Genomic DNA, 23,263 nt, shown 5'->3' with positions numbered 1-23,263 from the left:
TCACATGGTCCTGTCGCCCTGCTTACTTGTCGCGGCAACAAAGCGGTAGGGTGGAGGGATGGACGCTGAGGGGACGGATGCGGCGGGCACACGCTGGCTCACGCAGGAGCAGCTGTCCGCGTGGCTGCGGTTCGTCGCGGTGGTCGAGCTGCTGCCCGGTGCGCTCGACACCCAGCTGCAGCGCGACGCGGGGCTGACGCACTTCGAGTACATGACCCTCGCGATGCTCTCGGAGGCGCCCGAGCGGGCCCTGCGCATGACGACGCTCGCCGCCCGCACGAACGCCACGCTCCCGCGGCTCTCGCACGTCGTCACCCGGCTCGTCGCCCGCGGCTATCTCGAGCGCCGGCCGTGCCCCACCGACGGGCGCGCGACGAACGCCGTGCTGACCGACGCCGGCCTGCAGAAGATCGTCGACACGGCCCCGGGTCACGTCGCGACGGTGCTCGCCGACGTCATCGACCCGCTCGACGCGGAGCAGATCCCGCAGCTCGCCGACATCATGACGCGGATGCTGACCCGCCTCGATCCCGAGGGCCGGATGACCGTCGACGCCGTCCGCTCCGCCCTCGGCGATCCCGGGCAGCAGGACCGCGACGACCCGGCCGACCGCGACTGCTGAGCCCCTGGCGGGCCTCCCCGCCGCGTGCCATCCTCGTCCCGTGCGCTACACGACGACGCTCTTCCAGATCGGCAACAACACCGGCATCGAGGTGCCGCCCGAGGTGCTCGACGCCCTCGGCGGCGGCAAGCGGCCGGCGGTGAGCGTCGTCGTCAACGGCTACGCCTTCCGGGGTACCGTCGGTGCGATGGGCGGCCGCGCGCTGATCTCCTTCTCGTCCGACAAGCGCGCCGCGACCGGTCTGGCCGGCGGGGACGCGATCGAGGTCGACCTCGTGCTCGACACCGCCCCGCGCACGGTCGCCGTGCCGGAGGACCTCGCCGCCGCGCTCGACGCGGCCGGGGCCACTGCTGCTTTCGACGCCCTCTCGCCGAGCGCGCGGAAGGCCCACGTCACCGCCGTCGAGGGCGCGAAGGCCGCCGAGACGCGCGCGCGCCGAGTCGCCGCGGTCGTCGCGAAGCTCGGCGCCTGAGGCCGGTGGATCTCGATACGCCCGCTGCGCGGGCTACTCGATCAGCATGAGTGCCGCTGCGCGGGCTGACCGATCAGCATGATCCTGACGTGCGGGAGGACATGCTGGTCGAGTAGCCCCGCAGGGGCGTATCGAGACCCGCCGTCCTCAGCAGAGCGGGCTGCAGACTCGACTTCTGACGCTGGTGGATCTCGATACGCCCGCTGCGCGGGCTACTCGATCAGCGTGGTTCTGCGAGTGGACGCGCGATGGGCTTCGTGCCCCGGGCAGAGCCCTGCCCGCGTCCAGTCGAGAGCGCGGGTGCGGGCGAGTGGACCCGGACGGGTTCCCGCAGATGTGCCGGACCCCCTTTCCTGTCCATTCGCCAGTCCCTGCATGCTGGTCGAGTAGCCCCGGAGGGGCGTATCGAGACCCGCCGTCCTCAGCGGGGCGGGTCTGCAGACTCGAGTTCTGGGGGGCGTGGATCTCGATACGCACGCTGCGCGGGCTACTCGATCAGCATGAGTGCCGCTGGGCGCGCTACTCGATCAGCACGAGTGCCGCTGGGCGGGCTCCTTCAGCACGACGGCGGAGGGGCGGGGCGTCCGCCCCCGGAGTAGTCACAGCGGCTGACGCGCGGTCCGCCGCGCGGTCGATAGGCTGCCGATCGGCGCGCCACGGGGGAGTGCCGCAGGGCGCACGAGCGCCGGAGTCGGGGGACAGACATGGGTGCGGTTCGACGATGGGTGTTCCCGATCCTCTGGCTGGTGGTCATCGGCGCCGTCGCGGTCGCGCTGGTCAAGATCGCGTTCTTCCCGGACGGGTCCGCCGAGGCCGATCCGACCGTCCCCACCGGTGAGCTGACCGAGCCGACCGTCGTGGTCGGCCGCGGCACCGTCACCAACGACCTCACGCTGCAGGGCACGGTCGCCGCCGACCCGGCAGTGCCGGTCAAGGCGACCGCCGTCGGCACCGTCGACGACGTCTACATCACCCAGGGCGCCACCGTCGCCTCCGGTGACCTGATCTACGACATCCGCGTCGAGACCGTGCGCGAGCCGGTCGAGACCACCGGCGCCGACGGACTCGTCACCGTCACCCAGCCGCCGCCCTCCGTCCGCTTCGAGCGCGTCTACGCGCCGGCGGCCGGCGTGCTCAGCGCCCTCGGCGTCATCCACGACCAGGCCGTCGCGGTCGGCGAGGTCACCGGCCAGGTCGCCCCGCCGACCTACGCCGTCACCGGCTCGATCGACGCCGAGCAGCTGTACCGGATCCAGAACCGCCCCACCGAGGCGCAGATCGCGGTCACCGGAGGCCCCGCCGCCTTCACCTGCACCGGGCTCACCATCACCACGCCGCTCGCCGGTGAGGGCGAGACGCCGACGGGCGAGACCGGTGGCACGGGTACGACCGGCGGCTCCGGCACCAGCTTCCGCTGCCAGGTCCCGGGCGAGGTGACCGTGTTCCCCGGCCTCGCCGCCACCGTCACCCTCGCGGGCGGCCTCGCCGAGAACGTGCTCGTCGTGCCGACCACCGCGGTCGAGGGCACCGCGGAGTCGGGCGTCGTCTACCGCCTCGCCGAGGACGGCTCGACCGAGGAGGTCCCCGTGACCCTCGGCCTCACCGACGGGATCAGCATCGAGGTCACCGGCGGCGTGGACGAGGGCGCCGAGATCCTGCAGTTCGTCCCCGGCGCCGCCGCCGGCGAGGGCGAGCAGCTCGAGGGGAACTGCGTGCAGAACGCCGACGGCTCGGTCTACTGCTCGTGACGGACGAGCTCGTGACGGACGGGAAGCGCACGATCCTGCGGCTCGAGGGGATCCGCAAGGTCGTCCCCCTGCCCGACGCACCTCCGCTGACCATCCTCGACGGCGTGGATCTCGAGGTCGGCGAGGGCGACCACGTCTCGGTCGTCGGGCGCAGCGGCTCCGGCAAGTCGACGCTCCTGAACATCCTCGGCCTGATCGACGAGCCGACCGAGGGGCGGATGCTGCTCGAGGGGAAGCCCACCGAGACGCTCTCCTCGCGGGCCCGCGCGCGGATCCGCGGCGGCAGCATCGGCTTCATCTTCCAGCAGTTCAATCTGCTCGAGGGCCGCACGGCCCGCGAGAACGTGATGACGCCGCTGCTCTATGCCACCGGCAGCGAGTTCTGGCGCCGCGCGGCGCTGGCCGCCGAGATGCTGGAGCGGGTCGGGCTCGGGCACCGGGTCGACTCGATGCCCGGCCGGATGTCCGGCGGCGAGCAGCAGCGGATCGCGATCGCGCGCGCCCTGGTGCGCCGGCCGCGGCTGATCCTCGCCGACGAGCCGACCGGCGCCCTCGACACCGACACCGGGGAGAGCGTGATGAGCCTGCTCGACGAGATCGCCCAGGAGTCCGGCTCGGCCCTGGTCACGATCACCCACGACCCGGCCATCGCGGCGCGAGCCGAGCGGCACTACCGGCTCGACCACGGGCGGCTCAGTGCCGCGACAGCTGCGACCGCCGCTCCCTCGAGCAGCTCGGGGCGGCACTGATGGGCGGCCTCACCGGCGTCGTCGGCGCGATCGTGGAGGCGTGGACCGAGCTGCGGATCCACCGCGGCCGGGTGCTGCTCTCGCTGATCGGCGTGGCGGTGGCCGTCGCCGCCCTCACCGGCGTCGTCGCCGCGGGCGGGATCGCGCGCCAGGCGAACATCGAGGTGTCGGAGCGCAGCAGCGGCCGGCCCGCCAGCCTCTACCTCAGCGCCTACACGACCGGCCCCGAGGGCGTCGTCGACCCGGTCGTGATGCAGGACGCCTGGGAGAAGGTCCTCGAGCGCTACCGCATCGACTACGCCAGCCGCACGACGTACGGCGGCACCCGCGTCCAGTTCACGGACGGCGCGGTCGACGTGGGGATCACCGCCGTCGACCAGCCGTACGCCGAGATGCACCGGGTGGAGCTGGCGAGCGGCGCCTGGTTCGCCGAGGGCGACGAGCGGCGCCTCGCTCCCGCGCTCGTGATCAACGAGGTCTTCTGGGACCGCCTCGGGCGCCCGGATCTGCGCACGCACCCGACGGCGACGCTCCTCGGCGGGGAGCACGACACGACCGCGGTCGTGATCGGGGTGACACCGTCGAACCAGTACGACACCTCTCCGAGCGCGATGATGCTCGTCGACGCCTACTCGGCGATCGCGCCCGAGGCCGATCCCGCGTTCGGCGGTGCGCAGCTCCCGAACTACGAGATGTGGGTGCCGCTGGAGCTCGCCGACCCGCTGATCGAGGCCGTCAAGCGCGACGTCTCCGCGGCGCTCGGCCCGGGCTTCGAGGCCGACGTCTACCGCCAGGACTACCTCAGCTACGACTCCGACCCGTTCGCGGTGCTGACCTGGGTGATCGGCGGTGTCGCCGGCCTGGTGCTGGCGCTCGGCGCGCTCGGGCTGCTGAACATCGCCCTGGTCACCGTGCGGCAGCGGATCCGCGAGATCGGCATCCGGCGCAGCTTCGGCGCCTCCTCGGGGCGGATCTTCTTCTCGATCATGATGGAGAGCGTCGTCGCGACGGTCGTCGCGGGAGTGGTCGGCGTGACGATCGCGGTGATCCTGGTGACGAATCCGTGGACCGTCGCGTTCGTCCAGGAGAACGGGATCAGCGACATCCCGCCGTTCCCGGTCGAGGCGGCGCTGCTGGGGCTCGGGGCGGCGACACTCGTGGGCGCGCTCGCCGGGCTCGTGCCGGCGATCGTCGCGGTGCGGGTGAAGGTGATCGACGCGATCCGGTACTGAGTGCGTCAGGCCAGGGTGAGCACGACCTCGTCGCCGTCGACCTCGACGCTCGCGTCGGAGTAGTGCGGGATCCGCGGGAGACCGCGGGTGGTCTCGGACTCGTGCGCTCCGACGACGATGACGCGCATGCCGGCGGCGAGGCCGGCGAGGATCCCGGCCTCGGCGTCCTCGAAGACGATCGCGTCGGCCGGGTCGACGCCGAGGAGGCCGGCGGCGGCGAGGTAGCCGTCGGGGGCGGGCTTGCCGTGCACGACGTCGTCGGCGGTGACGACGGCCGCGGGGGAGGGGACGCCCGCCGCGGCGAGGCGGCCGGCGGCCAGCGCCGGGCTGGCCGAGGTGACCAGAGCGACGCGGTGGGCGGGGAGTGCCGCGAGGAAGGCGACGGCGCCGGGGATCTCGACGGTGCCCTCCGTGTGCTCGAGCTCGTAGGCGTTCAACTCGCCGACGATGCCGGCCACGTCGCTGCCCGCCGGGGCGAAGCGGCGCACGCTGTCCTCCGCGCGGACCCCGTGCACGGCGCCCAGGACCATGTCGGGGTCGAGCTCGAAGCGCTCGGCGAAGGAGCGCCAGATCGTCTCGACGATCGCGGTCGAGTCGACGAGGGTGCCGTCCATGTCGAAGAGCAGGGCGCGGGCGCGGAGAGTGTGCGGCATCCCTCCATCCTGGCGGAGGCCCGCGCACGGCGTCCGCTCAGGCGCGGGAGAGCTCGCGGCAAGGCCGCGCCCAGGTGCGGCCGGGGATCGCGGCGATACGCTCGTCTCTGATGGCGGGCAGAGCGCCCGAAGGGGAGCGGAGGACGCGATGACGGACGACCAGGGCGGCAACGAGCACGGCGGCGACGACCGGAACGGCGAGCAGGAGCGGGGCACGTCCTCGGGTCCGCGCGCGGGCTGGTACCCGGACCCCGCCGGATCGCCGCGTCAGCGCTGGTGGGACGGCCAGGGCTGGACGGACTCGCTGCGCGACGCCCCTGCCGCGGCTCCCGCCGCCCCGACCCCGCCCGCCGCGCAGAGCGCGCCGCAGCCTCCCGCCGCGCCGCAGCCGCCGATCGTCCCGCCCGTGCCGGGCCCCGCCTACGGCGAGACCTCGAGCGGCCAGGCGACGAGCTACGGCCAGGCCGCGTCCGGGCAGTCCGCTCCCGAGCGCGAGATCCCGCAGCAGCCTCGGTACGGCGAGCAGACGTCGCAGCAGCCGTCCGCGCAGCAGCCGCAGTACAGCCAGCAGCCCCAGTACGGCCAGCAGCCCCCGTACGGCCAGCAGCCCCCGCAGGAGTACAGCCAGCAGTACCCGCAGCAGTACGGCCAGCAGCCCGGCCAGCAGCCCGCGTACGCCGGCCGCCCGGCGCCGCAGCCGCGCGACTCGAGCATCGTCACCAGCACCCCGTGGATCTGGGTGGTCGTGCTGCTGCCGCTGCTGTCCGCGCTGTCGATCTTCCTGCTCCCGCCGGACGCGATCGCCGCATCGGCCGTCTCCTCGACCTACGGCCCGCGCGCCACGATGGGCATGTCGACCGCCTACCTCGTCGGCCTCGGCGCCGTGCAGGTCGTCGGCTTCCTGATCTACGCGGCCGAGGTCGTCTTCGCGTTCCTCGACTACCGGCAGCTGAAGAAGGCCGGCGTGCAGCGCCCGTTCCACTGGGCCTGGGCGTTCCTCGCCGCTCCCTACGTCTACGTGATCGGGCGCAGCGTCGTCGTGAAGCGCGTGACCGGCGGCGGCCTGCTCCCGCTGTGGATCTTCCTCGGCGTCGTGGTGGTGTCCTTCATCATCGCGATCGGCTGGACCGCCACCCTGTTCTCGGAGATGATGCAGACGTTCCCGTCCGCGGGACTCTGACCCGCCGAGCGCCCCGCGCCGACCGAGGGAGCCCCACTGTGATCAACGGCGACGTGTCGTTCTGGTGGGCCTCCCTCGGTCGTTCCACGCCCCGTCCGGCGCTTCCCGGTCCGCTCGACGTCGACGTCTGCATCGTCGGCGCCGGCTACACCGGCCTGTGGACGGCGTACTCGCTCGCGAAGGCCGACCCGTCGCTGCGGATCGCGATCCTCGAGCAGCGCTTCGCCGGCTTCGGCGCCTCGGGCCGCAACGGCGGCTGGCTGACGAACGAGATCACCGGCGGCGTCGCCTCCTACGCCCGCTCGCACGGGGCCGAGGCGGTCGATCGCTTCCAGCTCGCAATGAATCAGACGGTCGACGAGGTGATCGCGGTCGCCGCGGCCGAGGGGATCGACGCGGACGTCGTCAAGGGCGGCGAATTCCAGGTGGCGCGCGGCGAGGCGCAGCGGGCCCGGCTCCTGGCCACCGCGGCGGCGGCCCGCTCCCGCGCGCACACCGACGTCGAGCTGCTCGACGCGCGGGAGACCGCGGCGCGGATCGCGGTCGACGGCGCCTCGGCCGGTCTCTGGCACCCGCACTGCGCGCGGCTGCACCCGGCGAAGCTCGCCGCCGGACTCGCCCGCGTCGTCGAGGCGCTCGGCGTGCGGATCTTCGAGGACACGCGGGTCGACGAGATCCGGCCCGGTGCGGCAGTCACGGCCCGCGGGGTCGTCCGCGCACCGATCGTGCTGCGCGCGACCGAGGGCTTCACCGCCGCGCTCGCCGGGCACCACCGGGAGTGGCTGCCGATGAACTCGTCGCTGATCGCGACCGAGCAGCTCGGCCCCGAGGTCTGGGACGAGATCGGCTGGGCGGGCCGCGAGACGCTCGGCGACGCGGCGCACGCCTACATGTACGCGCAGCGCACGGCCGACGACCGGATCGCGATCGGCGGGCGGGGCGTGCCCTATCGCTTCGGCTCCCGGATCGACCGCGACGGGGCGACCGACCCGCGCACGGTCGGCCGGCTGCGCGAGATCCTCGAGCGGTTCTTCCCGGTGCTGCGCGGCGTCGGCATCGAGCACGTCTGGTCGGGCGTGCTCGGCGTGCCCCGCGACTGGCACGCGACCGTCGGACTCGACCGCGCCACGGGCCTGGGCTGGGCGGGCGGCTTCGTCGGCACCGGGGTCACGGCGACCAATCTCGCCGGGCGCACGCTGCGCGACCTCGTGCTCGGCGAGAGCACGCCGCTCACCGAGCTGCCGTGGGTGGGTCACCGGGTGCGGCCGTGGGAGCCGGAACCGCTGCGCTGGCTCGCCGTCACCTCGCTCTACCGCGCCTACGGCCTGGCCGACGCGGCCGAGGCGCGGGGCCGGGCGACGACGTCACCGCTCGCGAGTCTCGCCGACGTGGTCGCGGGCCGATCGCACTGAGGCAGGAGTGCGCCCGCTACGCCTCGCCGCGCTGGATCAGGCGGGAGAGCACGATCGCGGAGCGGGTGTGGTCGACGTTCGGCGCGATGCGGACCTTCTCGAGGGCGAGCTCGAGGCTCGGGATGTCGCGCGAGCGGATGTGCACGATGGCGTCGGCCGAGCCGGTGACCGTGCCGGCGTCGACGACCTCGGGGACGGCCGAGAGGATGCGGCGCAGCTCGTCGGGCGCGACGGTGCCGCGGCAGAACAGCTCGACGTAGGCCTCGGTCGCCATGCCGTCGACGGCGGGGTCGACCTTGATCGTGAAGCCGCGGATGACGCCGTCGGCCACCAGCCGGTCGACGCGGCGCTTCACGGCCGACGCGGACAGCCCCACGACACCGCCGATGTCGCCGTAGCCCGCCCGGGCGTTCTGGCGCAGCAGATCGAGGATCTTCCGATCGATGTTGTCCATGCGTCGAGCCTAGGGGCGGGGTCGGAGCCGCGCCGGGCACCCGCGCGATCCCGGCGGGTCTGTGCCTGATCGCGGGGGTCTCGATACGCGCTGCGCGCTACTCGACCAGCAGGTCCACGGGCGTCTCTTCCAAGTAGATCCGCCAGCGTCAGCAGGACGAGTCTGCAGACCTGCCCTGCTGATGACGCCGGGTCTCGATACGCCCCTGCGGGGCTGCTCGACCAGCATGCAGGCGCATGTCTCTTCCGAGTGGATCCGCGGTGGTCAGGAAGGGACGCCTCCTGAGGTACCGGCGTTGCATGCTGATCGAGTAGCCCGCGGAGCGGGCGTATCGAGATCCACCACCGTCAGAACGGCGGCGGTTCGTCGACGAAGCACGGTCGCCGGGGCGGGTCCGGCGGCCGCCCCGGCAGCGGGGGTGGCCGGTTGCCGACGCGCCGCCCGGTCGGCGTCGTCCACACGATCGCCCCGCCGTCGCCCTTCGTATACGTCCACCGGTCGCCGTGCCGGAGGTGGTGGTGGCTGGTGCAGAGGCTGACCAGGTTCTCGAGCGAGGTCTCGCCGCCGTTGCGCCACTCGATCGTGTGATCCGCCTCACTGCGCGCCGCGGTGCGCAGGCAGCCGGCGAAGCGGCAGGTCTGATCCCGCAGCTGCAGATGCAGGCGCATCCGCGACGGTGGAAGACGCTGGGTCCGACCGACGGACACGACAGCACCGGTGTCCCGTTCAGTGAGCACGCGAGTGAACGACGCCGCAGTCCGGATCAGCTCCCGCGCCACTTCGGCGGGGACGGGGCCGTACCCGTCCAGCTCAGCGGGCTCGTCATCGAGATCGACGGCCGTGGACGCGGCGAGTGTCAGCCGTACCTCGGCGCGCACCCCCGGAACGTACGACGGGTCCGGCCGATCTTCCGGGTCGGGGGTCGTGCCGAAGACGTCGCCGTCGCAGAGCAGATCCACGGCGACGTCGGCGCGCAGCTGCGAGAGCGTGCGCACATCCCCGGCATCGCGCAGAGAACGGGCCATCCGGTCGGCACGCTCGTACGCGCCCATCACCGCAGGCGCTGGCCCGTACACGCACAGCGTCGCCATCCCGTCCACATCCGGAGTCACCCACACGGCGCGATCCGCTCGCGCGCGGGCGTGCCGCTGCGCGAGAGATTCCTGGTGCAGCTCCTCCCGCCACCGGCGCAGGGCGCGGCGCAGTTGCGTGAGCGTCATCGCCGGCGCTGCCTCCGCGACGCGCTCGTCCAGCCCGGCGCGGGACCCCTCGGGCAGGGAGCTCGCGGTCGCGCAGATCGCCTCTCCTTCCTCCCAGTGCAGGCGCGCCTGCGCGAGGAGGGCGCGGGTGAGCGGGAGGTGCTCCATCAGCAGCTGCGCGTTCTCGAGACGGCGGGCGATCATCTGCTCCGGCAGGCCCTCCGCGACGGCGAGTTCGGCGCGGATCGAGCGCTCGACGAGGTCACGGGTCTCGCTGCGGGTCGCACCTCGCGCGAATGCGTTCGGGTGGGCGAGGGCGGTGCGGTGGAAATCGTAGAGGTCTTCGGCCTCGGTGAGGCGTCGCTGAGCGGCAGCGCGGGCGTTCGTGGCGGCGCGGTCGCTGAGTGCGCGCAGGTGCGCGAGCACCTCTTCCGTCGATCCGAAATCCGTCATACGAGTATTGAATCAGGGACCACCGACACCAGTGCGCGGTTGCGAGTGGCTCGGGGAAAGTGCGGTCGGATCGGGGGTTGTGGAGGAGGCTCGCTGCCGGATGTCCGGTGATGGTGGGTCTCGATACGCCGCCAAGGCGGCTACTCGACCAGCATGCAGGGCGGCTGCTCGACCAGCATGAAGGGGGCACCTCGGGAGAGGTTCAGCGCTCCGTGCTGATCGAGTAGCCCGCGGAGCGGGCGTATCGAGATCCACGAGCGTCAGAAGGACGAGTCTGCAGACCCGCGCTGCTGAGGACGGCGGGTCTCCTAGGAAAGATCACCTAATTCGTATGGGGAAAGTCATGCTGATCGAGTAGCCCGCGGAGCGGGCGTATCGAGATCCCCCACCGTCAGGACGCTGAGTCTGCAGGCCCGTCCTGCTGGTGACGGCGGGTCTCGATACGCCCCTGCGGGGCTACTCGACCAGCATGCTCGCGGCGCGGCCGGGTCCTCTTCCTCACCACCGAGACGCGCTGCGCGCTGCTCGGCCGGCAGGAGGCGCGGGGGAGGGAAGGGTAGCCTGCCTTCTGCCGAGCGAGGAGAGGGAGGCGCCACATGCCCGCCTTCCTGGACGAGCTGGGGTTCGTGGAGCTGCTGGGGGCGCTGTTCCTCATCGTGCTGGTGCGGGCGCAGGCGACGTACTGGCTCGCGCGGGCGGTCGTGACCGGGGCGGCCTCGCGGCGCTGGGGGCGGTGGCTGGAGTCGCCGGCGCTGAAGCGCGCGTCGGCACTGCTCGCGCGCTACGGGGCGCCCGCGGTCACCGTGAGCTTCCTCACCGTGGGGCTCCAGACCATGATCAACGCGGCAGCCGGGGCGGCGCGGATGCGCTTCGGCGTCCACCTCCTCGCGATGCTGCCGGGCTGCGCGGCCTGGGCGCTGATCTACGCGACGGTCGGCTTCGCCGTGCTCTGGGCGGTGATCGGCGCCGCCGCCGGCTCGCCGCTCGGCATCGCGCTCCTCGTCGCACTCGCGGCCGCGGTGTCAGCGGCGATCGTGCTCCTCCGACGGCGCGGCATCGCCCGCTGACAGCCTCACGGAAGCGCCTCGGCACAGCACTGGCCAAAACACCTCGCTCGGCTATATAGTTGCACTCGGTCAATAGTTGACCGCCGTCAACTAGTACCGCCGCATCGCCACCGGTGCCGCACCGTGAACAAGGAGCCGTATGTCCCGCGCAGAGCGCACGCGCACTCGAGAAGAGCGCACCACCCCCACCGGCCCCGACGGGGCCATGTCGCACCGCCAGGTGCTCGAATCCCTCAGCGGACTGCTGCTGGGCATGTTCGTCTCGATCCTCGCGGGCACGGTCGTGTCGACCTCGCTGCCGCTGATCATCTCCGACCTCGAGGGCGACCAGAACGCCTACACCTGGGTCGTCACCGCGACGCTGCTCGCGACCACCGTCTCCACCCCGCTCTGGGGCAAGTTCGCCGACCTCTTCAACCGCAAGCTGCTCATCCAGCTCGCGCTCGCGATCTTCGTGATCGGCTCGGCCGCGGCCGGCTTCTCGCAGGACACGAACATGCTGATCGTGTTCCGCGTCTTCCAGGGCCTCGGCGCCGGTGGACTCGCCGCGCTGAGCCAGATCATCATGGCCGACATCATCAGCCCGCGTGAGCGCGGCAAGTACGCCGGCCTCTTCGGCGGCGTGATGGCCATCGGCACCGTCGGCGGACCGCTGCTCGGCGGCGTCGTCACCGACGCGTTCGGCTGGCGCTGGAACTTCTTCATCGCGCTGCCCGTCGCGATCGTCGCGATCATCCTGCTCCAGGTGACGCTGCGCCTCCCCGCGCATCCCAAGCGCACGGTCAAGATCGACTACCTCGGCGCGGTCCTCATCGCCGGCGGCGTCTCGCTGCTGCTGATCTGGGTGTCGCTGGCCGGCAAGAACTTCGACTGGGCCTCCTGGGAGACCGCGGTCATGGTCGGCGGCTCCGTCGTGCTGCTGGTCGCCGCGGTGATCACCGAGCTCACCGTCGCCGAGCCGATCATCCCGATGGGGATGTTCAAGAACCGCACCTTCAGCCTCGCCGTCGTGGCGAGCATCTCGGTCGGCGTCTCGATGTTCGGCGTCGCGGTGTTCCTCGCGCAGTACATGCAGCTCTCGCGCGGTGCCACGCCGACCCAGTCCGGTCTGCTGACGATCCCGATGATGGCCGGACTGCTGATCGCGTCCACCATCTTCGGCGGGATCATCTCGCGCACCGGCAAGTGGAAGGCGATCATGGTCACCGGCGGCGTGCTCGCCGTGGTCGGTACCTTCCTCCTCAGCACGCTCCGCTACGACACGAACCTCGTCCTGGTGGGCGTCTTCATGGCGATCCTCGGCGCGGGCCTGGGCATGCTGATGCAGAACCTGGTGCTCGTCGTGCAGAACTCGATCGACGTCAAGAACCTCGGCGTCGCGACCAGCGCGGTCACCTTCTTCCGCAGCCTCGGCGGCACCGTGGGCGTCTCGGTGCTGGGCTCGATGCTCGGCACGGTGATCGCCGACCACATCAAGACCGGCATCGCCGGCCTCGCGCCGGCCGACCAGGCGATCGCCGCCCAGGCGCTCGGCAGCGGCACGATCCCGCAGGTCAACACGCTCCCGGACGCCGTGCGCGTCGTGGTCGAGAGCGCCTACGGCATCGGCGTCGGCGACGTCTTCCTCTACAGCATCCCGCTCGCGGTCATCACGCTGATCGCGGTCCTGCTGCTGCCGAACGCGCCGCTCGGGACGATGAACGCCGTGCAGCGCAAGTCGGAGCCCTCGGGCGTCGTCGCCGGCGCGGAGGACGCGCTGATCGCGGCCTCGGACGGCCAGGCCGCCCTGCGCCCGGTGGGTCAGACCACTCGAAGCGACGACGCCGTGCACGCGGACGACGAGGTGCACGGCCGCCACGCCGCGCCCGTCGCCCACGCCCGGCACGCCGCGACGGCCGCAACAACCACCGGCGCGATCGACGTGGCCGAGCGCCCCTGATGCCCGCCGCACCGGCCGTGCCGACCGCCTCGACGGCGAGCGCGCTGCTCCAGGTCGAGGAGCAGATCACCGCGCTCGCCGTGCAGGTCCGGACGGCCGTGCGCGACGCGGCGGCGAGCATCGACCCGGGGCTGCCGCCGTTCGGGCTGCGGCTGCTCCGGATGCTGGAGCGCTGCGGTCCCGTGCACTCCAGCGTCGCGGCCGAGCGGCTCGGAGTCGACCGCAGTGTGATCAGCCGGCAGATCCGCCAGCTCTGCGCGCTCGAGCTGGTCGGGACCGCCCCGGACCCGGCCGACGGCCGCGCCCGCTTCCTCACGCTCACCGAGCACGGCCGCGAGCGGATGGGCGACCTGGGCGGTCAGCAGCGCCAGCGGATGCAGGAGGCGCTGAGCAGCTGGCCCGAGGCCGACCTGCTCGCCTTCGCCGGCTACCTCGAGCGGCTCACGACGGCGGACTGACCGCAGTCGGCCCGTCGGCGGGCGACCCCACCAGGGTCGCCACGTGCACGACGAAGGCGCGGCGGCGCTCGCGGGTGCCGCCGTCGCCGCGCAGGGCGAACGGCGTCAGGTGCCAGATCTCGCAGAGCCCGAGCAGGGCGATGAAGAGGTCCTCCGCCGACCAGCTCGCGTCGACGATCCCGGCCCGCTGCCACTCGAGCACGCGGGCCTCCGGGGCGGGGCGGCTGCCGAGGCGCTCGCCCGCCTCCTCCCAGACGCCGCCGCCCTCCAGTCGCGCCCAGGTGAGCAGGCGGAGGAACTCGGGGCGGTCCCAGACGTGGTCGAACATCCGGCCGGCGAGGTCCGGCAGATCGGCCGCCTCGGCGAGCAGCGTCTCGTCGAGGGCCTGCAGTGCCTCGACGATCGTGGCGACGAACAGGCCGCGCTTGCCGCCGAAGTAGGCGTAGAGCCGCTCCTTGTTGAGGCCCGCGGAGGCGGCGACCCGGTCGACGCGGGCGCCGGCGAAGCCGTGCTCGGCGAACTCGGCCGTCGCGGCGCGGAGGATGCGCTCGCGGGCGGGGACCACCGCATCCGTCTCGAGATCTTTCGCAGCCACGCTTACCTCCTCGGCGCTCGAACTGTACACTCGTCGATGCCCAACCAACCAGTTGGGGTGGTCTAGCCTCACTGCCGCGGCTCGGATCCGGACCCGCCGGTCCCGCTCCCTCCGCTTCGAAAGGCTCAGCAATGCCCGCGCCCTCCTCCTCCCGCCGCTGGTGGGTCCTCGTGATCCTCGCGATGACCCAGCTCGTCGTCGTCCTCGACGGCACGATCGTCACCATCGCCCTCCCCGCCGCGCAGGCCGACCTCGGCCTCACCGACGTCGAGCGCCAGTGGGTCGTCACCGCCTACGCGCTCGCCTTCGGCGCCCTCCTCCTGCTCGGCGGCCGCATCGCCGACTACACCGGCCGCAAGCGCACCTACCTGATCGGCATGGTCGGCTTCGGCGCGGCCTCGGCCTGGGGCGGCGTCGCCTCCTCCGGCACCGAGCTGATCGCCGCCCGCGGTCTGCAGGGCGCCTTCGCCGCGCTGCTCGCCCCGGCCGCCCTCGCGCTGCTCACCGTGTCCTTCCCCGGCGGGCGCGAGCGCAACACCGCCTTCGCCGTCTTCGGCGCGGTCGCCGGAGCGGGTGCCGCGGTCGGCCTCGTCCTCGGCGGTCTGCTCACCGAGTTCGCCGACTGGCGCTGGTGCCTCCTGGTCAACGTCCCCGTCGTGCTGGTCGGCGTCGTCGCCGGCGCGCTGCTGGTGACCGAGAGCCGTGCCGAGGGCCGCAACCGCTTCGACATCGCCGGCACGATCACCGTCGCGCTCGGCCTCGCGAGCCTCGTCTACGGCTTCACGCTCGCCGAGCAGGGCTGGCTCCGCGTCGACACCCTCGGCTTCCTGCTCGCCGGCGTCCTGCTGCTCGCGGTCTTCGTCCGCATCCAGGCCCGCTCCGACCACCCCCTCCTCCCGCTGCGCATCGTCACCGACCGGATCCGCGGCGGCGCGTTCCTGATCCAGGCGATCGTCGGCAGCGTCATGATCGGCTCGACCCTCTACCTGACGCTGCACCTGCAGCTCGTGCTCGGCCTCGCGCCGCTCGAGGCCGGTCTCGCCAATCTGCCGATGACCGTCACGATCATGATCGTCGCGGGCATCGCCACCAAGCTGCTGCCGACCGTCGGCCCGCGCCTGCTGATGATCGTCGGCCCGCTGATCGCGGCCGCCGGCCTGCTCTACCTGAGCCGCATCACCGCGGACGGCTCCTACCTCGTGCAGGTGCTGCCCGGCCTGATCCTGCTCGGCGTCGGCATGGCGATGATCTTCGTGCCGGTGCAGAACGTGGCGCTGACCGGGATCGCCGGCCACGACGCCGGTGCCGCCGGCGCGACCGCCAACGCCGCGATGCAGATCGGCGGCTCGATCGGCCTCTCCGTCTTCACCACCATCTACGCGGGAGTGGCGGGGGAGCAGTCCTCGCCGGTCGCCTTCGTCGACGGCTACTCCGCGGTGTTCGTCGCGGCGGCCGTCGGCCTGGTGCTCGCCGCGGTCATCGCGTTCACGATGATCCGGATCAAGAAGGAGCAGTTCCTCGCGCAGGCTCCGCGGGAGGCCGTCGCGCACCTCGGCTGAGCCTCTCGGCTGATTAGGCTGGTGAGGACATGCGCGCCCTCACCGACCAGCAGATCCGCGACTCCTTCGTGAACGCCTCACGCAAGGAGGTCGCGGATCTCTCGCTCCCCGCCGGCTTCGACGACCTCGACTGGGAGTCGTTCGACCATCTCGGCTGGCGCGACAAGAAGATCGGCCGCCGCGCCTACGTCGTCGTGCCGCTCGAGGACCGGCTGGTGGGCGTGGTTCTCCGCCAGGCCGACGCGAACACGCGCTCGCGGGCGCAGTGCTCGTGGTGCCGCGACATCCGGCTGCCCAACGACGTGGTCTTCTTCGGCGCGAAGAAGGCCGGCCCGGCCGGGCGCGCGGGTGACACCCTCGGCACGCTGGTCTGCGCGGACTTCCAGTGCTCGGCCAACGTCCGCACCCGGCCCTCGGTCGCCTACGTCGGCTTCGACGTCGAGGCGGCCAAGGCCGAGCGGATCGCGACCCTGCGCACGAAGACGGCCGGCTTCGTCCGCGAGGTGCTCGGCGAGAGCTGAGCGGCGCGCCCTCAGCGCCGCGTCGACGCGCGGACGTGCATCCGCTCGCCCTGGCGACCGAACAGGCTGAGGAACTCGACCTGCTGCTCGTCGGCCCGGCCGAACCAGTGCGGCACCCGGGTGTCGAACTCGGCGGCCTCGCCCGCGGGCAGGACGATGTCGTGCTCGCCGAGGCGCAGCCGGAGTCGCCCGCTCAGCACGTAGAGCCACTCGAAGCCCTCGTGGGTGCGCTGCTGCTCCGGCGCGGGGATCGGTCCGGCGGGGATCGTGGTCTTGAAGGCCTGCAGGGCGCCCGCGTCGCGGCTGAGCGGCTGGATCCGCATCCCGTGCCGGGTGAACGGCCGGCCGTGCACGCGCGGGTCCTCGGGCGCGGCGCCGACCAGCTCGTCGAGGGGCGTGCCGAGCGCCCGGGCGATCGGGAGCAGCAGCTCGAGCGTGGCGCGCCGGCCGCCGCTCTCCAGACGCGAGAGCGTGCTCGCGGAGATGCCGGTCTCGGCGGCGAGCGAGGCGATCGTGCGGTCGCGGCGCAGGCGGAGGCGCTTGAGGCGCGGTCCGACGGCGGCGACGATCTCGTCGTCGGAGGGAGTGTCGTGCTCGGAGTGCTCGGGCATGCCCCGATCCTGGCACGCGGGCCGCGCGGTCGTGCCGGAACGGCACGGATCCTGGACCGACTGCAGCCGCCACCCGATGCTCGACACATGACCCCTTCCGACCTCCCCGACGTCCTCATCGCCGGCGCCTCCTTCGCCGGCCTCGCCGCCGCCACCGCCCTCGGCCGCAGCCTCCGCGACGTGCTCGTCGTCGACGGCGGGCCGCCCCGCAACGCGCCCTCGCCCGGCGCCCACAACGTGCTCACCCGCGACGGCACCGCCCCCGTCGAGCTCGCCCGCCTCGCCCGGATCGAGGCCGAGGGCTACGGCGCGCGCGTCGTCCCGGGTCGGATCGTGAGCGCCTCGGGCGCCGACGGCGGCGTCACGGCCACCCTCGCCGACGGCGGTGTCACGGCCACCCTCGCCGACGGCACCGTGCTCCGCGCCCGCCGCCTGCTGCTCGCCAGCGGCTCCACCGACCGCCTGCCGGAGATCCCGGGGCTCGCCGAGCGCTGGGGCCGCGACGTGCTGCACTGCCCGTACTGCCACGGCTTCGAGGTGCGCGGGCGCCGGATCGCGGTGCTCGGCAGCGGCTTCTCGGGCCACCAGGCGCAGATGTTCCGCCAGCTGAGCGACCGGGTGTCGATCCTCACGAACGGCGTCTTCGCGCCCGGGGAAGAGGAGGCCGAGGGCCTCGCTGCCCGCGGCATCGAGCTGATCGACGGGGCCGTCAGCGAGGTCCTCGTCGAGGACGACCGCCTGGTCGGCGTCGTCGTCGACGGCCGCCGGCTCGAGCTCGACGCGCTGGTCGTCGGTCCGCGCGTCCAGGGCAACCTGCCCGACGGCCTCGGCCTCGAGCTCGTCGACCACCCCTCCGGCGCCGCCCGGCACCTCACCGTCGACCCGATGGGCCGCACCACCGCGCCGCGGGTCTTCGCCGCCGGCTCGCTGGTCGAGCCGATGTCGCAGGTGATGGCGGCCGCCGCCGACGGCCTGCGCGTCGCGGCCGCGATCAACTACGACCTGATCGAGGAGGAGATCGCCGCGGCGGTGCGCGCCACGAGGGGCTGACCGGCGCTCGGGGTCGTCGCCCGGTGAATACTGGACGGATGATCCCCCCGCGCCCGCTCGAGCAGTCCTCCAAGCTCCGCAACGTCCTCTACGAGATCCGCGGCAAGGCGCTCGTGGAGGCGTCGCGGCTGGAGAGCGAGGGGCACCGGATCCTCAAGCTGAACACCGGCAACCCGGCCGGCTTCGACTTCGAGGCGCCGCACCAGATCGTGCGCGACATGATCGCCGCTATGCCCAGCGCGCACGGCTACAGCGACAGCCGCGGGATCCTCTCGGCCCGCCTCGCGGTGACCTACCGCTACGAGGAGGTCCCCGGCTTCCCGCCGGTGGACCCGGAGTGGGTGTTCCTCGGCAACGGGGTGTCCGAGCTGATCACGATGACGCTGCAGGCGCTGCTCGACGACGGCGACGAGGTGCTGATCCCGGCGCCCGACTACCCGCTCTGGACGGCGATGACCAGCCTCGCGGGCGGCACCGCGGTGCACTACCGCTGCGCGGAGGACGACGGCTGGCAGCCCGACCTCGAGGACATCCGCTCGAAGATCACGGCGCGCACGAAGGCGATCGTCGTGATCAACCCGAACAACCCCACCGGCGCCGTCTACACCCGCGAGGTCCTCGAGGGGATCGTCGCGCTCGCCGAGGAGCACTCGCTGCTGCTGCTCGCCGACGAGATCTACGACCGGATCCTCTACGACGACGCCCAGCACATCCCGCTGGCGTCGCTCGCGCCGGACCAGCTCTGCCTCACCTTCAACGGGCTGTCCAAGACCTACCGCGTCGCGGGCTACCGCTCCGGCTGGCTCGCGATCACCGGGCCGCGCGAGCACGCGGCGGGGTTCCTCGAGGGGATCACCCTGCTCGCCTCGACCCGGCTCTGCCCGAACGTGCCCGGGCAGTACGCGGTGCAGGCGGCGCTCTCGGGCGTGCAGTCGATCGAGGCGCTGATCGCGCCGGGCGGGCGGCTGCGGCGTCAGCGCGACGCCGCGTGGAAGGGGCTGCAGGCGATTCCCGGCGTCTCCTGCGAGCTGCCGATGGGCGCGCTCTACGCGTTCCCGCGGCTCGATCCGGAGGTGCACGAGATCCGCGACGACGGACGGCTCGTCTACGACCTGCTGCTCGCGGAGCACATCCTGCTGGTGCCCGGCACCGGCTTCAACTGGCCGACGCCCGATCACCTGCGCATCGTGACGCTGCCGGAGGAGCGGGTCATCTCGGAGGCGATCGAGCGGCTGGGGAATTTCCTCTCGTCGTACGTGCAGTAGGCCGCCCGCCGCTCAGACCCTGCGGTACTCCAGCTCCGGCCGCCCCGGCGAGCCGTAGCGCGGGGCGCGCTCGGCGACGCCCGAGTCGGCGAGGTGCTCGAGGTAGCGCCGCGCGGTGACCCGCGAGACGTCGAGGCGGGCGGCGAGCTCGCCCGCGGAGAGGCCGACCGGGCCCAGCAGCGCGGTGACCGCGTCGAGCGTCTCCGCCGAGAGCCCCTTGGCCAGGCCCGGCGCGTTGGACGTCCGCAGCGCCGCGAAGGCGCCGTCGACCTCGTGCTGGCTGGCGACGTCGGCGCCGTGCATCCGCTCGCGGTACTGGCGGTAGCTGGCGAGCTTCGCCGCGAAGACGCTGAAGACGAACGGCTTGATCAGGTACTGCACGATCCCGGCGGCGACGGAGGCGCGCACCACCGCCGCGTCGCGCACGGCGGTGATCGCGATCACGTCGACGTCCAGACCCGCGGTGCGCACGGCGCGGCAGAGGTCGAGGCCGCCCATGTCGGGCAGGTTCATGTCGAGGAGGATCAGCGCGATCGCGGGGTCGGCGCGCAGGGCGCGGATCGCCTCCGCCCCGCTGCCGGCGACCGCGGCGACCTCGAAGCCCTCGACGCGCCGGACGTAGTCGGCGTGCGCGCTCGCGGTCAGCGGCTCGTCCTCGACGACGAGGACGCGGATCGGCGCGGCGGTCACCGGGTCGCCCCGGCCGGGTCCCGCAGCGGCAGCTGCACCGTGAACACCGCGCCGACGTGCCGCGACACCTCGATGCTCCCGCCGAGCCGCTGCACCACCTGCTGCACCAGCGCGAGGCCGATGCCGCGGCCGAACGCGTCCGACTCCTTCGTCGAGTAGCCGCGGGCGAAGACGTCGGCGGCCTCCGCGACGCCGGGCCCGCTGTCGGACACCTGCAGCACCAGCTCCGCGACCTCAGCACCCGACGCCTCGGCGAGGCCGAGGTAGACCTCGACCCACGGCTCGCGGTCGGCGGTGGAGGAGGCGGCCGCGTCGAGCGCGTTGTCGATCAGGTTGCCGAGCACGGTCACCAGGTCGCCGGGCTCGAAGCCCTGGGCGCCTGGCTCGAGGTGCGTCTCGAGGTGCAGCTCGACCCCGCGCTCGCGGGCCTGGGCGGCCTTGCCGAGCAGCAGCGCGGCGATCACCGGCTCCTGCACCGAGCCGAGCACCCGGTCGGCGAGCCGCTGGCTGAGGTTCAGCTCGCCGGCCGCGAAGGCGAGCGCCTCCTCCGGCCGGCCCAGCTCGATCAGCGAGGCGATGGTGTGCAGGCGGTTCGAGAACTCGTGGGTCTGCGAGCGCAGCGCGTCCGAGAGCGTGCGCATCGACTCCAGCTCGCCGGAGACCCGCTGCAGCTCGGTGCGGTCGCGGAGCGTCGTCACCGTGCCGAGCGGTCGCGCGCCGGGGGAGGCGGCCGGCCGCTCGTTGACGACGAGGATCCGCTCGTGCGCCACGACCAGGCGGTCGGCGACCGGCTCGTCGGCGAGCAGCACCACGCGCAGGGCGTCGGGGAGCTCGAGCTCGTCGACGGGCACCGGGATCGACACGCCCTCGAGCCCGAGCAGCTCGAGCGCGTGGTCGTTCGCGAGCACCAGGCGGCCGCGGTCGTCGACGAGGAGCAGCCCCTCGCGCACCGAGTGCAGCACCGACTCGTAGTAGGCGAAGACCTGGCTCATCTGCTCCGGCCCGCGACCGCCCGTGACCCGGCGGAGGTAGCGGGCGAGCAGCCAGGAGCCGATGCCGCCGAGGGCCACCGCGCCGAGCACGCCGCCGGCCACGACCTGCAGGCGGGGCAGGAAGGAGGCGTCCACCCGGCTCAGCGTCACGCCTGCCGAGACCAGCGCGACGACGGTGCCGTCGGCGCTCTCGATCGGCGCGACGGCGCGCACCGAGGGGCCGAGGGTGCCGGTGTAGGTCTCGGTGAAGGTGCGGCCCTCGAGCGCCGGCGCGATGGTGCCGATGAACGGCAGGCCGATCTGCGCGCGGTCGCGGTGGGTGTAGCGGGTTCGGTCGGGGTTCATGATCGTGAGGAAGTCGACGCCGGTGTCGGCCATGATCTCCTCCGCGTAAGGCTGGAGCGAGGCCGACGGGTCCGCGCCCTCCGCCGCGTCGAGGACGAACGGGTTGTCGGCGACGGTGCGCGCGACCACCAGGCTCCGCGCGGCCGCGTCGTCGCCGGCGCGCCCGCGGGCGTCGAAGGCGAGGACCAGCACCGCGATCGCGCCGATCACGAGGATGCAGATCAGCTGGGCGGCGAACAGCCGGGCGGCGATGCTGCCGCGGGGGCTCGTTCCGGGCATCCGACCTCCTCGTCCGTGCGCGTTCGTGAACAGTATGAACGCAACCTCCGGCGGGCGGCCCGCGGGGTCGAGCATCGTCGTACCCCCTCCCAGCTCGATGAAGAGACAGGACACGCTCATGGCGAAGACCGACCGGCTCGACCCCCCGGCCACCCCCGTGAAGACCCGCCGGCGGATCGACCGCAACCACTGGCTCTACATCGCCGTGATCATCGCGGTCGTCGCCGGCGTGATCGTCGGCCTCGTCGCCCCCGCGTTCGCCGCGACGCTCGAGCCCGTCGGCAAGGCGTTCGTCGGACTGATCAAGATGATGATCGCGCCGATCATCTTCTGCACCATCGTGATCGGCATCGGCTCGATCGCCAAGGCCGCGACGGTCGGCAAGGTCGGCGGTCTCGCGCTCGGCTACTTCATCGTGATGTCGACCTTCGCGCTGGCCATCGGCCTGGTCGTCGGCAACATCCTGCACCCGGGTGAGGGCCTCGACATCTCGAGCGCCACCTACGACACCACCGACCTCAAGGCGGAGTCGACCAGCGACTTCATCCTCGGGATCATCCCGGTCTCGCTGTTCTCCTCGCTCGTGGACGGCAGCATCCTGCAGACGCTCTTCGTCGCCCTCCTGGTCGGCTTCGCGCTGCAGAAGATGGGCGCCAAGGGCCAGCCGATCCTCGGCGCGATCAAGCAGCTGCAGGTCCTCGTCTTCCGCATCCTCTCGATGGTGCTCTGGGTCGCCCCGATCGGCGCCTTCGGCGCGATCGCCGCGGTCGTCGGCAAGACCGGCTGGGGCGCGGTCGTCGCCCTCGCCACCCTGATGATCGGCTTCTACCTCACCTGCGCGATCTTCGTGGTCGTCATCCTCGGCCTGCTGCTGCGCCTGGTCACCGGGGTCAGCATCTTCTCGCTGATGAAGTACCTGGCCCGCGAGTACCTGCTCATCGTCGGCACCTCCTCCTCCGAGGCCGCTCTGCCCCGCCTGATCGCGAAGATGGAGCACCTGGGCGTCTCCAAGCCCGTCGTCGGCATCACCGTCCCGACCGGCTACTCCTTCAACCTCGACGGCACCGCGATCTACCTCACGATGGCCTCGCTCTTCATCGCCTCGGCGACCGGCGCTCCGATGTCGATCCCGGAGCAGATCGGGCTGCTGCTCTTCATGATGGTCGCCTCCAAGGGCGCCGCGGGCGTCACCGGCGCCGGCCTCGCCACCCTGGCCGGCGGCCTGCAGTCCTTCCGCCCCGACCTGGTCAACGGCGTCGGCGTCATCGTCGGCATCGACCGCTTCATGTCGGAGGCCCGCGCGGTCACCAACTTCACCGGCAACGCGGTCGCGACCCTCCTCGTCGGCACCTGGACCAAGCAGATCGACATGGTGCAGGTCCGCGAGGTGCTCGGCGGCCGCGCCCCCTTCGACGAGGCCACCCTCGGCGCGGACGAGCACGAGGCCCCCGCCTCGGGCACGTCGATCACCGAGGGCATCGCCTCGATCCAGGACTCGGACGAGGCGGAGCGCACCCGCGCGGAGCTGAGCGCGAAGCGCTAGCCGGCGCCGCATGCTGGTCGAGTAGCCCCGCAGGGGCGTATCGAGACCCACCGTCTGCACCACGGTGGATCTCGATACGCCCGCTTCGCGGGCTACTCGATCAGCATGAAGGGGCCCGCTGCGCGGGCGGCTCAGCATGAAGGGGCCCGCCCCGCGGGCGGCTCAGCACGAAGGG

At 72.7% G+C, this 23,263-nt stretch carries 22 protein-coding genes; 15 read left to right on the top strand and 7 right to left on the bottom strand.

The window, feature by feature from the left end:
- Nucleotides 1-58: 58 nt before the first annotated feature.
- From HQQ86_RS05850 to HQQ86_RS05830, 5 genes are all read left to right on the top strand, one after another.
- Nucleotides 59-622 carry a MarR family winged helix-turn-helix transcriptional regulator gene (locus tag HQQ86_RS05850; RefSeq protein WP_173287155.1) on the top strand — a complete coding sequence of 188 codons (564 nt, stop codon included), beginning with the start codon at nucleotides 59-61 and terminating at the stop codon, nucleotides 620-622.
- 40 nt (nucleotides 623-662) lie between these two features.
- Complete coding sequence (locus HQQ86_RS05845; protein WP_173287154.1) at nucleotides 663-1,094, top strand: DUF1905 domain-containing protein; 432 nt, start codon at nucleotides 663-665, stop codon at nucleotides 1,092-1,094.
- A 725-nt stretch (nucleotides 1,095-1,819) separates the two neighbouring features.
- Nucleotides 1,820-2,842 carry an efflux RND transporter periplasmic adaptor subunit gene (locus tag HQQ86_RS05840; protein WP_173287153.1) on the top strand — a complete coding sequence of 341 codons (1,023 nt, stop codon included), beginning with the start codon at nucleotides 1,820-1,822 and terminating at the stop codon, nucleotides 2,840-2,842.
- Nucleotides 2,843-2,853: 11 nt separating this feature from the next.
- Complete coding sequence (locus HQQ86_RS05835) at nucleotides 2,854-3,591, top strand: ABC transporter ATP-binding protein (RefSeq protein WP_173287533.1); 738 nt, start codon at nucleotides 2,854-2,856, stop codon at nucleotides 3,589-3,591.
- Complete coding sequence (locus HQQ86_RS05830) at nucleotides 3,591-4,823, top strand: ABC transporter permease (RefSeq protein WP_173287152.1); 1,233 nt, start codon at nucleotides 3,591-3,593, stop codon at nucleotides 4,821-4,823. The genes HQQ86_RS05835 and HQQ86_RS05830 overlap by 1 nt, the downstream gene beginning before the upstream one ends.
- Nucleotides 4,824-4,828: 5 nt before the next feature.
- Here HQQ86_RS05830 and HQQ86_RS05825 read toward each other — a convergent pair whose 3' ends face one another.
- Nucleotides 4,829-5,476 (bottom strand): HAD-IA family hydrolase, encoded by a 648-nt coding sequence (locus tag HQQ86_RS05825; protein ID WP_173287151.1) that lies wholly within the window; start codon nucleotides 5,474-5,476, stop codon nucleotides 4,829-4,831.
- A gap of 148 nt (nucleotides 5,477-5,624) precedes the next feature.
- Here HQQ86_RS05825 and HQQ86_RS21170 point away from each other — a divergent pair, with 148 nt between their 5' ends.
- Both HQQ86_RS21170 and HQQ86_RS05815 read left to right on the top strand, forming a co-directional pair.
- Entirely contained in the window at nucleotides 5,625-6,656 is a 1,032-nt protein-coding gene (locus HQQ86_RS21170) for a DUF2510 domain-containing protein (RefSeq protein WP_173287150.1), read from the top strand.
- 38 nt (nucleotides 6,657-6,694) lie between these two features.
- Nucleotides 6,695-8,068: an FAD-dependent oxidoreductase gene (locus HQQ86_RS05815; protein ID WP_173287532.1), complete on the top strand. Its 1,374-nt coding sequence runs from the start codon at nucleotides 6,695-6,697 to the stop codon at nucleotides 8,066-8,068.
- A 16-nt stretch (nucleotides 8,069-8,084) separates the two neighbouring features.
- On the opposite strand, the gene HQQ86_RS05810 is transcribed toward HQQ86_RS05815, so the two are convergent.
- Nucleotides 8,085-8,522 (bottom strand): Lrp/AsnC family transcriptional regulator, encoded by a 438-nt coding sequence (locus tag HQQ86_RS05810; RefSeq protein ID WP_055786568.1) that lies wholly within the window; start codon nucleotides 8,520-8,522, stop codon nucleotides 8,085-8,087.
- 347 nt (nucleotides 8,523-8,869) lie between these two features.
- Nucleotides 8,870-10,174 (bottom strand): HNH endonuclease signature motif containing protein, encoded by a 1,305-nt coding sequence (locus HQQ86_RS05805; RefSeq protein WP_173287149.1) that lies wholly within the window; start codon nucleotides 10,172-10,174, stop codon nucleotides 8,870-8,872.
- 596 nt (nucleotides 10,175-10,770) lie between these two features.
- Here HQQ86_RS05805 and HQQ86_RS05800 point away from each other — a divergent pair.
- The 3 genes from HQQ86_RS05800 (at nucleotide 10,771) to HQQ86_RS05790 (ending at nucleotide 13,638) form a co-directional block, all read left to right on the top strand.
- Nucleotides 10,771-11,241, top strand: a complete 471-nt coding sequence (locus HQQ86_RS05800) for a DedA family protein (protein WP_173287148.1) — start codon at nucleotides 10,771-10,773, stop codon at nucleotides 11,239-11,241.
- 205 nt (nucleotides 11,242-11,446) lie between these two features.
- Nucleotides 11,447-13,180, top strand: coding sequence for an MDR family MFS transporter (locus tag HQQ86_RS05795; protein ID WP_173287531.1), 1,734 nt, complete (start codon nucleotides 11,447-11,449; stop codon nucleotides 13,178-13,180).
- Nucleotides 13,180-13,638 (top strand): MarR family winged helix-turn-helix transcriptional regulator, encoded by a 459-nt coding sequence (locus HQQ86_RS05790; protein ID WP_173287147.1) that lies wholly within the window; start codon nucleotides 13,180-13,182, stop codon nucleotides 13,636-13,638. Before HQQ86_RS05795 ends, HQQ86_RS05790 begins: the two co-directional genes overlap by 1 nt.
- Here HQQ86_RS05790 and HQQ86_RS05785 read toward each other — a convergent pair.
- A complete protein-coding gene (locus tag HQQ86_RS05785) occupies nucleotides 13,622-14,233 on the bottom strand; it encodes a TetR family transcriptional regulator (RefSeq protein WP_173287146.1) in 612 nt (203 codons plus the stop codon). The two genes, HQQ86_RS05790 and HQQ86_RS05785, sit on opposite strands and share 17 nt — an antisense overlap.
- A 131-nt stretch (nucleotides 14,234-14,364) precedes the next feature.
- On the opposite strand from HQQ86_RS05785, the gene HQQ86_RS05780 reads away from it, so the two are divergent.
- Nucleotides 14,365-15,792 carry an MFS transporter gene (locus HQQ86_RS05780; protein WP_173287145.1) on the top strand — a complete coding sequence of 476 codons (1,428 nt, stop codon included), beginning with the start codon at nucleotides 14,365-14,367 and terminating at the stop codon, nucleotides 15,790-15,792.
- 29 nt (nucleotides 15,793-15,821) lie between these two features.
- The gene (locus tag HQQ86_RS05775) at nucleotides 15,822-16,313 is read left to right on the top strand and encodes an FBP domain-containing protein (RefSeq protein WP_173287144.1); all 492 of its coding nucleotides are present in this window, start codon (nucleotides 15,822-15,824) and stop codon (nucleotides 16,311-16,313) included.
- 11 nt (nucleotides 16,314-16,324) lie between these two features.
- Here the strand turns inward: HQQ86_RS05775 and HQQ86_RS05770 are convergent, their stop codons facing one another.
- Nucleotides 16,325-16,924, bottom strand: a complete 600-nt coding sequence (locus HQQ86_RS05770) for a helix-turn-helix domain-containing protein (protein ID WP_123444900.1) — start codon at nucleotides 16,922-16,924, stop codon at nucleotides 16,325-16,327.
- A gap of 87 nt (nucleotides 16,925-17,011) precedes the next feature.
- Between HQQ86_RS05770 and HQQ86_RS05765 the strand changes: the two genes are divergently transcribed.
- Both HQQ86_RS05765 and HQQ86_RS05760 read left to right on the top strand, forming a co-directional pair.
- Nucleotides 17,012-17,974 (top strand): NAD(P)/FAD-dependent oxidoreductase, encoded by a 963-nt coding sequence (locus HQQ86_RS05765; RefSeq protein ID WP_173287143.1) that lies wholly within the window; start codon nucleotides 17,012-17,014, stop codon nucleotides 17,972-17,974.
- A 38-nt stretch (nucleotides 17,975-18,012) separates the two neighbouring features.
- The gene (locus tag HQQ86_RS05760; protein ID WP_173287142.1) at nucleotides 18,013-19,239 is read left to right on the top strand and encodes a pyridoxal phosphate-dependent aminotransferase; all 1,227 of its coding nucleotides are present in this window, start codon (nucleotides 18,013-18,015) and stop codon (nucleotides 19,237-19,239) included.
- A gap of 12 nt (nucleotides 19,240-19,251) precedes the next feature.
- Here the strand turns inward: HQQ86_RS05760 and HQQ86_RS05755 are convergent, their stop codons facing one another.
- Together HQQ86_RS05755 and HQQ86_RS05750 are read right to left on the bottom strand one after the other, a co-directional pair.
- Nucleotides 19,252-19,929 (bottom strand): response regulator, encoded by a 678-nt coding sequence (locus HQQ86_RS05755; protein ID WP_173287141.1) that lies wholly within the window; start codon nucleotides 19,927-19,929, stop codon nucleotides 19,252-19,254.
- The gene (locus HQQ86_RS05750) at nucleotides 19,926-21,545 is read right to left on the bottom strand and encodes a sensor histidine kinase (protein ID WP_173287140.1); all 1,620 of its coding nucleotides are present in this window, start codon (nucleotides 21,543-21,545) and stop codon (nucleotides 19,926-19,928) included. Before HQQ86_RS05750 ends, HQQ86_RS05755 begins: the two co-directional genes overlap by 4 nt.
- Before the next feature lie 118 nt (nucleotides 21,546-21,663).
- On the opposite strand from HQQ86_RS05750, the gene HQQ86_RS05745 reads away from it, so the two are divergent.
- Complete coding sequence (locus HQQ86_RS05745) at nucleotides 21,664-23,088, top strand: cation:dicarboxylase symporter family transporter (RefSeq protein WP_173287139.1); 1,425 nt, start codon at nucleotides 21,664-21,666, stop codon at nucleotides 23,086-23,088.
- Nucleotides 23,089-23,263 lie beyond the last annotated feature (175 nt).

The sequence above is a fragment of the Rathayibacter sp. VKM Ac-2857 genome (genome assembly GCF_013205025.1).
In the GTDB taxonomy this organism is placed as follows: Bacteria; Actinomycetota; Actinomycetes; order Actinomycetales; family Microbacteriaceae; genus Rathayibacter.
This window is presented reverse-complemented; position numbering and strand designations above follow the sequence as displayed.

Excerpts from the sequence above, each read along its gene's own strand:
- HQQ86_RS05810 (WP_055786568.1), bottom strand. The coding sequence starts at position 8,522 with ATGGACAACATCGATCGGAAGATCCTCGATCTGCTGCGCCAGAACGCC.
- HQQ86_RS05850 (WP_173287155.1), top strand. The coding sequence starts at position 59 with ATGGACGCTGAGGGGACGGATGCGGCGGGCACACGCTGGCTCACGCAG.
- HQQ86_RS05770 (WP_123444900.1), bottom strand. The coding sequence starts at position 16,924 with ATGCCCGAGCACTCCGAGCACGACACTCCCTCCGACGACGAGATCGTC.
- HQQ86_RS05800 (WP_173287148.1), top strand. The coding sequence starts at position 10,771 with ATGCCCGCCTTCCTGGACGAGCTGGGGTTCGTGGAGCTGCTGGGGGCG.
- HQQ86_RS05830 (WP_173287152.1), top strand. The coding sequence starts at position 3,591 with ATGGGCGGCCTCACCGGCGTCGTCGGCGCGATCGTGGAGGCGTGGACC.
- HQQ86_RS05760 (WP_173287142.1), top strand. The coding sequence starts at position 18,013 with ATGATCCCCCCGCGCCCGCTCGAGCAGTCCTCCAAGCTCCGCAACGTC.
- HQQ86_RS05795 (WP_173287531.1), top strand. The coding sequence starts at position 11,447 with ATGTCGCACCGCCAGGTGCTCGAATCCCTCAGCGGACTGCTGCTGGGC.
- HQQ86_RS05790 (WP_173287147.1), top strand. The coding sequence starts at position 13,180 with ATGCCCGCCGCACCGGCCGTGCCGACCGCCTCGACGGCGAGCGCGCTG.
- HQQ86_RS05775 (WP_173287144.1), top strand. The coding sequence starts at position 15,822 with ATGCGCGCCCTCACCGACCAGCAGATCCGCGACTCCTTCGTGAACGCC.
- HQQ86_RS05780 (WP_173287145.1), top strand. The coding sequence starts at position 14,365 with ATGCCCGCGCCCTCCTCCTCCCGCCGCTGGTGGGTCCTCGTGATCCTC.
- HQQ86_RS05825 (WP_173287151.1), bottom strand. The coding sequence starts at position 5,476 with ATGCCGCACACTCTCCGCGCCCGCGCCCTGCTCTTCGACATGGACGGC.
- HQQ86_RS05750 (WP_173287140.1), bottom strand. The coding sequence starts at position 21,545 with ATGCCCGGAACGAGCCCCCGCGGCAGCATCGCCGCCCGGCTGTTCGCC.
- HQQ86_RS05805 (WP_173287149.1), bottom strand. The coding sequence starts at position 10,174 with ATGACGGATTTCGGATCGACGGAAGAGGTGCTCGCGCACCTGCGCGCA.
- HQQ86_RS21170 (WP_173287150.1), top strand. The coding sequence starts at position 5,625 with ATGACGGACGACCAGGGCGGCAACGAGCACGGCGGCGACGACCGGAAC.
- HQQ86_RS05765 (WP_173287143.1), top strand. The coding sequence starts at position 17,012 with ATGACCCCTTCCGACCTCCCCGACGTCCTCATCGCCGGCGCCTCCTTC.
- HQQ86_RS05745 (WP_173287139.1), top strand. The coding sequence starts at position 21,664 with ATGGCGAAGACCGACCGGCTCGACCCCCCGGCCACCCCCGTGAAGACC.